Source organism: Methanosarcina sp. A14 (assembly GCF_001729375.1).
In the GTDB taxonomy this organism is placed as follows: Archaea; Halobacteriota; Methanosarcinia; order Methanosarcinales; family Methanosarcinaceae; genus Methanosarcina; species Methanosarcina barkeri.
Map to the genome: position 1 here is coordinate 1 of NZ_LZPK01000131.1, position 11,692 is coordinate 11,692.

Annotated in this window: 8 protein-coding genes; 4 read left to right on the top strand and 4 right to left on the bottom strand. The window is 33.9% G+C overall.

Annotation, left to right across the window (positions count from 1 at the left end):
* Nucleotides 1–231: 231 nt before the first annotated feature.
* On the bottom strand, nucleotides 232–2,175 hold the full coding sequence (gene asnB / locus A9239_RS07265) for an asparagine synthase (glutamine-hydrolyzing) (protein WP_052712625.1): 1,944 nt from the start codon (nucleotides 2,173–2,175) through the stop codon (nucleotides 232–234).
* Nucleotides 2,176–3,134: 959 nt separating this feature from the next.
* Here asnB and A9239_RS07270 point away from each other — a divergent pair.
* Together A9239_RS07270 and A9239_RS07275 are read left to right on the top strand one after the other, a co-directional pair.
* Nucleotides 3,135–3,899, top strand: a complete 765-nt coding sequence (locus tag A9239_RS07270) for a ParA family protein (protein WP_048116273.1) — start codon at nucleotides 3,135–3,137, stop codon at nucleotides 3,897–3,899.
* Complete coding sequence (locus A9239_RS07275) at nucleotides 3,896–4,261, top strand: hypothetical protein (protein WP_048116275.1); 366 nt, start codon at nucleotides 3,896–3,898, stop codon at nucleotides 4,259–4,261. The genes A9239_RS07270 and A9239_RS07275 overlap by 4 nt, the downstream gene beginning before the upstream one ends.
* A gap of 478 nt (nucleotides 4,262–4,739) precedes the next feature.
* Here the strand turns inward: A9239_RS07275 and A9239_RS07280 are convergent, their stop codons facing one another.
* The 3 genes from A9239_RS07280 to A9239_RS07290 form a co-directional block, all read right to left on the bottom strand.
* Nucleotides 4,740–5,147 (bottom strand): DUF1699 family protein, encoded by a 408-nt coding sequence (locus A9239_RS07280; protein WP_048116276.1) that lies wholly within the window; start codon nucleotides 5,145–5,147, stop codon nucleotides 4,740–4,742.
* A gap of 606 nt (nucleotides 5,148–5,753) precedes the next feature.
* Entirely contained in the window at nucleotides 5,754–7,304 is a 1,551-nt protein-coding gene (locus tag A9239_RS07285; protein ID WP_048116278.1) for a lipopolysaccharide biosynthesis protein, read from the bottom strand.
* Between the two features lie 481 nt (nucleotides 7,305–7,785).
* Nucleotides 7,786–8,049, bottom strand: coding sequence for a hypothetical protein (locus A9239_RS07290; RefSeq protein WP_048116280.1), 264 nt, complete (start codon nucleotides 8,047–8,049; stop codon nucleotides 7,786–7,788).
* A gap of 1,427 nt (nucleotides 8,050–9,476) precedes the next feature.
* On the opposite strand from A9239_RS07290, the gene A9239_RS07295 reads away from it, so the two are divergent.
* Both A9239_RS07295 and A9239_RS07300 read left to right on the top strand, forming a co-directional pair.
* On the top strand, nucleotides 9,477–10,277 hold the full coding sequence (locus A9239_RS07295; protein ID WP_243685385.1) for a site-specific integrase: 801 nt from the start codon (nucleotides 9,477–9,479) through the stop codon (nucleotides 10,275–10,277).
* Between the two features lie 558 nt (nucleotides 10,278–10,835).
* On the top strand, nucleotides 10,836–11,612 hold the full coding sequence (locus A9239_RS07300) for a glycosyltransferase family 2 protein (protein ID WP_083250215.1): 777 nt from the start codon (nucleotides 10,836–10,838) through the stop codon (nucleotides 11,610–11,612).
* Nucleotides 11,613–11,692: the final 80 nt, after the last annotated feature.

Here is an 11,692-nt window from a genome sequence, read left to right on the forward strand (position 1 = left end):
TTTTACTGCGGAAAGTGCGTTATACCAAGTACAAAAATAGTTTAAAAAAGTTAGTCCTTCTTATTCTGAGATGCAGTAGGTTTCAAAACGAAAGGTAGCTCTTTCTTTAGAATTCAGTATAATAGCAGAGTAGCCTTTTAAGAAATTCCAGCTTATTCTTATCCCAAACTGTTAAAAATCCATTTAAATAAGCTGCAAGAGACTGAAAACCAATAAACAAAATATATCTGATCATGCAGTTAAAGTTAATGGAGATTGTTTGTTTAAGAGGGTTTCTATAGTCGTCTTGCCTTCTAAATAATCTTTATTATCAATAAATACTTTGAACCATAATTCCACGCAGAGTAATTTCCAAATAAATTTTTTATGTAATCCCTTTGACCCTCTTATATTTTTTAATATCTTTTCAACATATTCCGTGTTGTATATTCCTCTTTCCACTGCTACGGGATCTAAAAGGATGTCTCGGATTTCTTGGTTGAATTTCTTAAACCATTCGTTTGTGGGTGTTGGAAAGCCTTTTTTATCTTTTCTATTATATATTTCGGTTGGGATCCATTTCTTTATAGTCTGTTTGAATATGTATTTTAATGTATAATTTTTAATTTTTAGTTCTTGTGGTATAGTAGCAGAAAATTCAACAATTCTATGATCTAACAGCGGAACACGAGATTCTACGGAATTCATCATGCTTGTTCTATCTTCGACTTGGAGTAGCCCTGGAAGATAATTTTTTATGTCACAGTAAAATGGAATATATTTGTAGTTTTTACGATCAATATTTTCTAATGTCTCGCAAAACGATTTAAAACAGTCATATTCCCCTAATTCTTTGTAAAACTTTTCCGTGAATAATTTGTTTAATTCTCGTTTTGTAATGAAACTTTCACTGATAATCTGAAAGTACCTGTTACGCGGCTCAAATGAGGTTCCATTGAGGAAAAATAGGGCAGAAAATAAGGTAAGCCCCTTTAAACCTCCAAAACGTGTTATGCTAAATAAAGATCTGCAAGGATGTTCCAGCATTTCCATTTCATATGAAAATTGTAAGTGTCTTAAATAACCTGCAAATATTTCGTCTCCTCCCTGGCCACCTAACACGACTTTTACATTTTCACTTACTAGCTTGGAAACAAAATACTGTGGAACAACACCGGGTCCCACAACTGGTTCATCTAAATACCACGTCAATTTTCGTAATAACTCTCCAAAGTCTTCTACTTCAGGATAAATCTCAAAATACTCTGCATTGACGTAACTGGCAACACATTTTGCATAATTTGTTTCATCATATTTTGAGCCTTCCGAAAAAGCACCTGTAAATGTTTTTATTGGATGATTTAATATTGATGAAGCTAAACAGCAGACTGTGCTTGAATCTAAACCTCCGCTTAGATGACAGCCAAGTGGTACATCACTTCTCAATGTAATCTTTACTGAATCACGCAATAAATACTCTAATTTATCTATGAAATACTGTTCTTCATGTTTATAATCTGGCTTTAATTCTAAATCCCAATATTTTTTTACTTCTACATGGCTGTTTTCTACTACCAGAATATAACCTGGCATCAATTTATTGATTCCCTTAAAAAATGTTTTTTCTCCAGTTACATAAGTAAGAGTCATGTAATCCATTATTGCAGGATAGTTTGGCTCTGCAGTTATATACTCACTCTGGAGAATTGCTTTTATTTCTGAAGCAAATATTATTTTTTCTTCTTTATATGCATAATATAATGGCTTTACTCCTAATCGGTCTCTTGCGAGGAATAGTTTCTTTCTGTTGCTGTCCCATATTGCAAAAGAAAACATTCCATTGAGGTATTCCACACATTTTTCACCATGTTCTTCATATAAGTGAATAATTACTTCTGTATCACTTGAGGTGTAAAATATGTGGCCATTCTCTTTTAATTCTGTTATGAGTTCTAAATAATTATAAATCTCTCCATTAAATACGATAGATATACTTTTATCCTCATTGTAAACTGGTTGTTTTCCTCTGCTAAGGTCAATTATACTAAGTCTTTTGTGACCTAAACCTATATTACCATTAAAATAATAGCCCGTATCATCTGGACCCCGGTGATGCATGACATCACACATTTTCTTTATTCTATTAGTGGAAACTTGTTCATTTTTCAGGTCAAGTATTCCGGCTATTCCACACATATAATTCACCTCTTAATCGGAACTTCATTTGTTACTTCAACCTTATATACTTTTGTATTTTTTTTCTAGTGTATGTTAATTTCTATTATTGAATAGAAGATCGGCTCGTCACAGATTCCTGTCTTGTTGCCTATAATGGTAAAAGTATCAAGTGAATAAAGATCCAGAGGGTTTTTTATTTGTGGAGCTGATCCCAAAACTCAAAATGATTTTTCTGAATCCCTGATCTACAATAAGTAATAGATTTTCTGATCACGAAAATAATTTTTAAATTTTACTAATTTGAGGATAAAATTAGTTTTGGGATGGACTCTGTAAAAATAGGTTGATTTAAGTCTGCAATTTTTAGGTTTTGCGTATTTCTCAATTGTGTCGGATTTCGGGATACAATAAACCAATGTATGGAATCAATAACAGAAAAACTGTTTGTGGTGACTATTCTATTTGAATAAATTGACTGGTAAAGGGTGGTTAGCCTTTCCTGATCACCAAGAATCAAAGGATCAGGTTTTTTGAATTGAGATGATTCTTTGTCCAGTTTTTTAATATCTATAGGATCTCATGTTCTGACTTATTGATCTTATTTTTGTTCTCTTTAAGTTCCATTAAAGAAAAGTATTATTTGCTATTTTGAGTATTCAGATATGTATATATGTGAATAAGTAAACAATAAGTCCTGTATATATGTATACAAATATTCAGTTAAGAAAATATACAGGAATATAGCCGGGAAGATGTATGAGATACGTACAAAAAAGCAGATCATAGAGCTTTCTTTATGTCTAGTATCTGAAAAGAGTGTTAGATCATTGTTATATTATATGTTATAAAGTATACTAAAATGCAGAGATACTTGTGTACTGGCAGACAAATAAATAAGTATATTTACTTACAAGTATACTGGTATATACAAATACAATATCCAGTTCTTTGTGTTTCAAGATGAATGAGGTGTATGCATGGCAAGAATAGTTACCATTAACAACGTTAAAGGAGGGGTTGCCAAGACGACTACTGCAACAAATTTAGCTGCAGGGTTGGCTCGAAGAGGCAAACGGGTTTTATTAATAGACTCTGATCCTCAAGCAAACGCATCCTCAAATTTGTATCCTGGACTTAGAGCAGAGAAAACAATCAAGGATTTGTTCCAGGGAACGCCAATCACAGAAATAATCTCACCATCTGTAGAAACCGGATTGGAAATAATTCCTTCTTGCCTGGCGTTTTCAACAATTGAACTGGAACTAGCTGCACAACTTGCAAGGGAAACAGTTCTAAAAAGATTACTAAAACCGATAGAAGGAAATTATGACATTATATTAATCGATACTCAGCCATCGGTTGGAGTGATCCCAATTAATGCTCTGTGTGCAGCTGATGAAGTTATTATTCCTGTGCATGAAGCATATGCACTGGATGCGATGAGCCAAATGGTCAATGTTATACTGCAAGTCAAACAAGCACTGAATCCGGATCTTGTGATAGGAGGAATCCTGCTAACAATGTATGATACAAGGACTACCCTGGCAAAAGAGATAAGGGAACGGCTACTGAATAAGTTCGGTGCAATTCTGTTCGAGACCACTATTCCCAGGAACATTAGATTAGCAGAATGTCCAACTCACAAAAAATCAATTTTTGAGTATGCACCTGAATCTGCAGGAGCAATAGCATACCAAAAATTAACAGAAGAAGTTATGAAGCGATGGGGGATGATTCAATGAGGACAGCTATAGGTAATACAACTATTGATGAAAACGATAACATAGGGGCTCTATTGGGGCAGCAACAAATGCAGATTGAAAAAAACACAGAAAACCGAGAAGAAATACCTGTAGCAGTAGGAAAAAAGGAAAAAGGAAAAATAGGAAAACAAGAAGGAAATACCGGTGACGAGAAACTAAAACACAATCGGTCTGCTAAATTTACCGATCTGGAAGTAGAGCAGTTGGATAAAATAATGCTTGCGATCGGAACCGATAAAGTTTCCAAGGCTCTTAGATGGTGCCTGAGTAAAGCATGGGAAGTAAATGGGGATGAAGTTGAAAGAATAGCTGAGGAAAAAAAGAAGATTGGTATACTCTAAAGTAAATAACTACTACTCACTTTTCTTTTTTAAATTAAACTTTTTACTGTTTCTATTTTTGCGTTACATTGGAAATTGGTATATATGCTGTTTCTGGACAACGACTCACTGTAAATATTTCTATACTTTTATAGAAGAAAATAACTTAACATTTCATAAAAACATAAAATTGCTAGCAATAGAGAACTTAACATCTTGTAAAAAAGAATAATGCAATAAACTCGATATATACAACAATTTTAAGGGCTCAAATTGAAGCAAATTTTTGTGATGTTGAGTCTTATATTGAGTCTTGTATTATATCTGCAATGAAGCTGAATAGGTGAAATGTTGAACTTTCAAAGTTCATGTAAACTACCCAAAGTATTTAGCTTCGGGGTTTACATATCTGTTTATAGGAATATGAATGCTGCGATCAGTATGAAAAATTTGATTTAATTGATCTAAAACCTAATTAGATCCTAACACCTGCAGGAATTCAGGCAGGAGCTTCCTTGTTCATGATATAAGCGACCATTTCAGGGTTAAGTCTATTTTCCCTTGAGACCTTTGCTTCAATATCCTCATTGGATTTACCTTCGATTTTCATTTCCCTTATTTTCTCAGTAACTGAGATAGGAATGGTGTAGTATTCGTTAATATCTTTCCTGTGTCCCCATACATCGCCTTCCATAAGCTGAATTCTCTGCATCTCAAGGAATATCTCTATGGACTTTGAGATCGTGGCTATGTAAGATTTAGGTAACTGAATTACTTCGATCTTTGGACAGGTTTCAACGAGTGCGAAGACATCCTTGTTCGATGGTCTAAAGGCCAGGTGAACGATGCGCTCATTAGGATTTAACATAAAAACTTCGTCTCTGGAACTAATTACTCGAATTCTCATATTTTCCCCCAACTATAAATTTCTTTTAATTGTACTTTGATATAAACTATATACACTGATTATAAATAATTATCTTATTGAACTAACATTATTTGGATAGTATATCGGAGAGAAGTACTATGTCAGGTACTTTAACTTTATTTAGAAGAGCCAGTAAAAGCATAAAAATCGATCCTTAAAATTTGTTTTTCGATTTTTTTTCTTTAATTCTGCTCTATTTCATACTATATTTTTTTCAAAATAAGATTAATTATTCTAAATTTGTTTTCTTTTAATTTTGAGCTCAGCTTAATAAATGTCTGAAAACACTTAATAAATTCCTTAAGAGCCTTGTTCTTTAAGTATACTTGTATATAAGCATACATTGAGATTAGTATTCATGTATGTATGTGTATGAGATTATATGTAAGAAAGTATACAAAACTATAATCAGATATATTTGCCTGCAAGCTCTCAAGTGAACTACCAACGTTTAAAGCATGTTTGCTTCCTGCTTTATATCTCAAACTATCTTAGGAACCTGAAGAATCCTTCATGGAATATATATCTGTCAGTAAACAGGTCCTACCCGCGTTTTACAGGTGCCAGAAATGTCAGATCTATGTCTTATAACCTGTATCTTATAGTAGAAGGAAGCATAGACATTATTATTTGACGTTCGATGTTTTCTTTGGTAAAAACCCATATGCTGACCATGTATACTATTGTTACAATGATTCCAGATATTACTAAGGCTCCAAGTCCTGAGACAGGTACAAGAAAATTAATGAGCCTACAGGATCCTGTTATTATAAACACTGCCAAAACTCCCGGGAATATGGAACTCACAAAAGTGGTTCTTGGGATCCCAAGTATTTTGGTAGTATACCAGGGAATAAAAATAGCGTTATTAAGAGTCAGTACAATTGCTCCTGCAACTGCAACGCCATAATATCCCCAGCCAGTAATAAATGGAAGTGTTAGTTCCAATAGAAAATTGCCTACTCCCATCCAAAATGTGACAATTCCAGGAGTTCGCACTTTGTTGTATGCGATGTTTATATCAAAGAGAAGCATTACTGGAAGGTTAATTACAAGGTGAGATAGCATTATTAATATTAATGGTGAGATTTTTACAAATTCAGGGCCTACCCAAAGTGAAAGAAGTTGTGGAGCAAAACCACAGATAAAACCAATTGGAAGAGCCAGTGCAAGGCCTGTAAGTTTTATGGCGCTTTTTGCTAAATTTATAAGTTCTTCGATTTTTCCCCGAATATAGTAAGTTAAAATCACTGGTGTAAGGATACTTATAAGCACACTTGCAATAGTGCGCAGTACTGAACTCCACATAAAAGCTATCGAGTATTCCCCGCCTGCAAGAGTGCCAAATAATTTGTTCACAACTATAAGGTCTATCTGGAGAAAGAGAAGAGAGCCGATCTGAGTGATAATTACCCATCCTCCCATCTCCATAATCTCATTAGCCTTTGATCTGTGGAAGTCTTTTATATTTATCTTAAGATGAGGATTTGTCCTGCGCGAGAAAAATACAGTAAGAGCAAAGGCAACTATGGCAGCTATCAGGTAAGCTAATCCTATGTAAGCAAGATTTGGAGAATCTAATTTGAAAAACAGTATTATCAGGCTCACCTGAACAAGGATATTTATGGCATTTATTATGTTTAGAATGTCAAGTCTGTTATAGGCGAAAATAGAAACTCCAAAGTTACTGCTCCAGGCTCGCAATAGAAACGCAATTATAACGCCAAGAAAAAGGAGTCTTGTGGCATTTTCCTGGTTGGATGGGACTTCAAAAAACGACGGAGAATAGTATGAAAGTAGTAGTATTATGGGTAGTATTAATAAGATAATTCCAAGTGTTCCAAATAGAGCAGTATTAAAGGTTACATTTGCTTTTTTAAACTCTTCTTTCTGTAGTTCAATAGTTATGGGCCTTGAAACTGAGGTATTGAGGGATACCGTAATTAGATTCACATAAGATGTAAAGGAGGTCGCCAGTGGGATCATTGCATAGCTTGCGACGCCAAGTGAATTTATGAAATATGGTACCAAAAACAATCCGCTTGCGAGGCTAATTATAAAATACACAATGTTGGCTGTGAGATTCTTGGGCACTTGCTTGCTGAAAACGTCCTGGGGATCCGTTGAATTTAACATTTTTACCTTCTTGAATTCTCTTGTGGTTTGTAGTAAGAGTAATCATAAATCTTCTAATTCTGATTAGTATCCCTGTGAATTTTTGACCATCTCTGCCAGAATTTGTATATCTATATGAAATTATAAAGAGGCTTTAGAAGTCCTGTAATATAGAACAGGATGAATTGGCATACCCAATTTTCCACTTACTTTTGGTATTTACTTCCACAATACCATAAGTGTGTGATATCATTGATTGGGTTGTATGTAATGGAGAGTTTATATAAATTCGAATTTGCAAAATTTGTTGTATTCTTATGGAAGCATAAGAAGAAGCTCATGATATCTATTTAAAATTAATAATATACTTTTATTACGATCCTCACCTTATATTATATCCTTAATATGCAGTTTTTATGTTTCAGTTTATAACTTTATTTTTGATGTCATCTTCTTAAAACTTAGACGTTTGAACTGAGAAAGGACGTTTGGAAAGCCAGAATTAGATAAATTCCATTATTTTAAAAATGAGAATCCCAATAAAGCTGAGAGTCAAAGGAATGATTGCAATATTAAAAGAAAGGTTAATGTTTCGGTTCCATTTTTTAGTTGCAACTAGAATCTCCATTAAAGACAGAAGTATCAAAAGCCCAATAATAATTGCACTCCAGTACTGGGGAATACCGATGGTTGTAGTTGCGGATTTGACGCCAGAATAATCAATATTAGAAAATATTGTGCTATGTGAGATTATGGTTGTTAACATAAAGATTCCTGTGAGCAATACATATCTTTATTAAAATATTGTTTAAGATATGACAACACTTCATCATTATCCAAATAATGATTATTGATATTAAGATAGGACAAGTTATAAAAACCTTTCTTTTTGAAGTCCAATTTGAGTATTAATAAAAAAACACACACAATTTAAATAATAATCTTGTATATTGTAAAATTAGTATTATTCTAATGAAAAACTTGCTATTTTTTATGTTATTGAGTTCGTCCCAAACTCCTTTTTATTCTCAACTATATGAATTATTCAATATTGCTTTTACCTCTGATACCTCGATTGGTTACTTAATATGTGGGAGTCAAAAAAGCAAATTTTGAGTTTTGAAGTTGGCTTATTTAGTCTCCAGAACACTGATTATGGCCATAATCTTATCTGTTAAAGTAGATATCTCGATTTTTGTAGTATTCTAGACTGTCTTGATACTTTTCCAAATCTGGTAATAGTGCAAAAATCTCATAATGTAGAATAAAATCCATAGTGTTTGTAACCTCGACTTTTTGGATATCTTACTCAGTCGTTTTTCTGAAAATTAATGTTCTCTAATTGCCATTCACCTTTGGTCTTCTAAGATGGAATGTACAACTTGTATATATGTATCCCACTTCCTATGGAGAACAGTAACAGAAACCTTCACGTTTTAAAAGTATTATTTAGCATACGCATTGGTTTATATGACGAAGCGTAAAACCCTTGATTTTTTAGCTCAGAGGATATAAGCGTCAACTTTCACTACATTAATTCATACAGATTAACAGTAGCTTTCAAAAGTGTTGAAAATCAAAAAAATAAATAAAATTAAATTAAAATTATAAAAGTAAAATACACATCAGTCAGGTTTGTAAAATCCAGTTTATTCAAAACTATAAATATTTTGAATAAAATTCGAGCCCTAATAGAGCTTATTTTAATTATCGTTACATTGATATAACGATAATGTTAAAATAAAGGTCTTAAACATTTCAGTTTTCTAACCAAGATTTATATATGAGTTAGTACATAGTTAATTCTGAAGTAAAATGAGAATGTAATAGTTTAAAATTTCAAATTAAGGAGCGTGAAACCAAAATCAGAAAAGTACAAAGTCTGAAGTCGTGATGACTGCCGATCACACGACTTGAAGACTCTGATATTGGAAGCATTACCGAAGCAATGCCATAGTGTTGTATGTATACAATGTAACTTGAAGTACTTTAACTTATCGTAAATTGCTAATAAATACTGGTTATTGCTGGAATTCACATTTAACTTAATATGCTTCCTTTTCTCTGAGTCGGTACCAATTCCAGATCTGAAAATGCAAATTACAGAGGTAAAAATGCATCTTGAAATTGATATTCCAGAGGAAAGAGTCTTGACAATTGCTGTTGAGGTCTTTGTCTTCTGGTTACATCTACATGGACTGTTTTAAGCAAGAAAAAGATATAAGCCTTGGTTCCATTGCAAAAAAATGCATAGGTTTTATTGTAAAATCTCTGCATTTTTTCATTTTTGGCTTTGAATTTAAAGCTATTTTCTACCATATCTCTCCCTTATACAGATGTTTAAATAAAATCTCTGTATATTTCTATTTGGAAGTAATTCGCATGGAAAACAAATACAAAGCTTCTGGGTACACTAAAGATTCCGGAGCCCTGCATCTCTACGTTAAAGACATTCGAATTTTGACTCCTAAAGAATATGAGACATTAATGGTAGTAATTCCAAAAGATTTTCACAAAACAATATTTGATGTTCTTTTAATTACAGGAATGCGTTACATTGAAATGCTCAGACTTTACAAGCATAGAGAATGGTATAATGAGAAGAGAAATTTAATCCATTTACCTGAAGAAGCTCAAAAGAAGGCTAAAAGAAGACAATTAGAGAGAACCATTTATCCATTACCAGGCATGTTCAGTTATATTTTAAAGGATTTCTGGGAAGGTAAGAAGCCACCTTTAGAAGCTACTTGGAACAAGAACCTTCAGAGATGGGCTATTGCTGCAGGCATTAACCCATATGGACTTTCAGTAAAAACCACAAGAAAAACACTGGAATCCTGGATGATTGCAGCAGGTATACTTGAATCTGCAGTTTGTCTAAGGCAAGGACATGACAGTTTAACAAGTATGAGACATTACCAAGGGCTTGTTTTTTCTGATGACGAATTAAGGGAAATTAAGAAAAAGTTAACTTCATGGGGCATTGGAAAGTAAAATAAAAAGAACTGTTTTGCACATAAACTTTTATTTTCTCTGAGTTTAGGTGCAGAGTGAATTATCAGCACCTAAAGCGCATTTGCTTCCTGTTTCATACTCCAGACTATTCTCAGGAATCTGAAGAATCCTTCATGGAATATATGTCTATCAGTCCACAGGCTCTACCCTGTGTTCCGCAGGCGTAAAGAAAACAATATGATATCTATGAGTGTAATATATTTAAGATGTATATAGCTTCCGCGTCTAAAGCATTTGGGATTTAGCCTTTGTTCATCTTAAAACATCTTTTTCAAGCCCTTCAGTCCTATACAGTAATTTTAGCTTAATGGGCTCTGGTATATACCAGTATTTTTTACCAATTACTATTTTTAATTTACAACTTATTTATTTTTTGTATATGCACATTAACTAACTATTGAAATTATGTGATATTTTGGCATATTTACCTAAATATCAACTTTTGTAAATTTCTATCCAAATATATTTCTATAAATTGAAACTATTAAATATTAAGTTAATAGTTCTTCTTTTAATGACTCAAAATGGGGTGTGAAAATGAGTGGGGAGTCAAGTAATGGTAGCAGACATGAGTGTGTAACTTTGTGTGATTATCCGCAAAAGACGCGGACAGCTCTCAAACAAATTTTAGTGATTCTTCCTGCTTATAATGAAGAAATTTCCATCGGAAGTATGGTTCACCTTACCAGATCATACGCAGACAAAGTAATTGTTGTTGATGATGGTAGCTTGGACCGGACAGCAGACGTTGCCAGAAAAGCTGGAGCTGAAGTCATTGTTCATGAAGTAAATCTGGGAAAAGGAAGGGCTCTCAAAACTGGCTTTGAAACCGCACTTACCCTGGGTGCTGACATAATTGTGACGATGGATTCAGACGGCCAGCATAACCCTGCCGAGATTCCAAAACTGGTGGCTCCAATTGTCGAAGGCGAGGCTGAGGTGGTTAACGGAAGTCGATACCTGTACGGTCTGGAAAAGAACACACCTGCATACCGTCGTATCGGCCAGACCATTCTTGATGGGGTCACCAACCTGAACTCTGGGCTCCAGATCACAGATTCACAGAGCGGTTTTCGCGCCTTTGCTGCCTCAACAATTGGAAAATTTCGCTTCAATGCACAGGGCATGGCAATAGAAAGCGAAATGCTCACGGATGCTGGGAATGCAGGCTTTCGCATAAAAGAAGTGGGCATAGGTGTCCGTTACGACGTCGACTGTTCTACCAAAAGACCAGTTTCTCATGGCCTTGAGGTTCTTTTAGCGGTTTTAAAAGATATGGTTAGGACTTACGCAGTTAAAATGCCGAAACCTTGATATCTTTATAAATATACTTATGGCTTAGTGTTTCTCTAAAAACGTACGGAGTTATGGACTTAAATCCACCTAAGTGTACC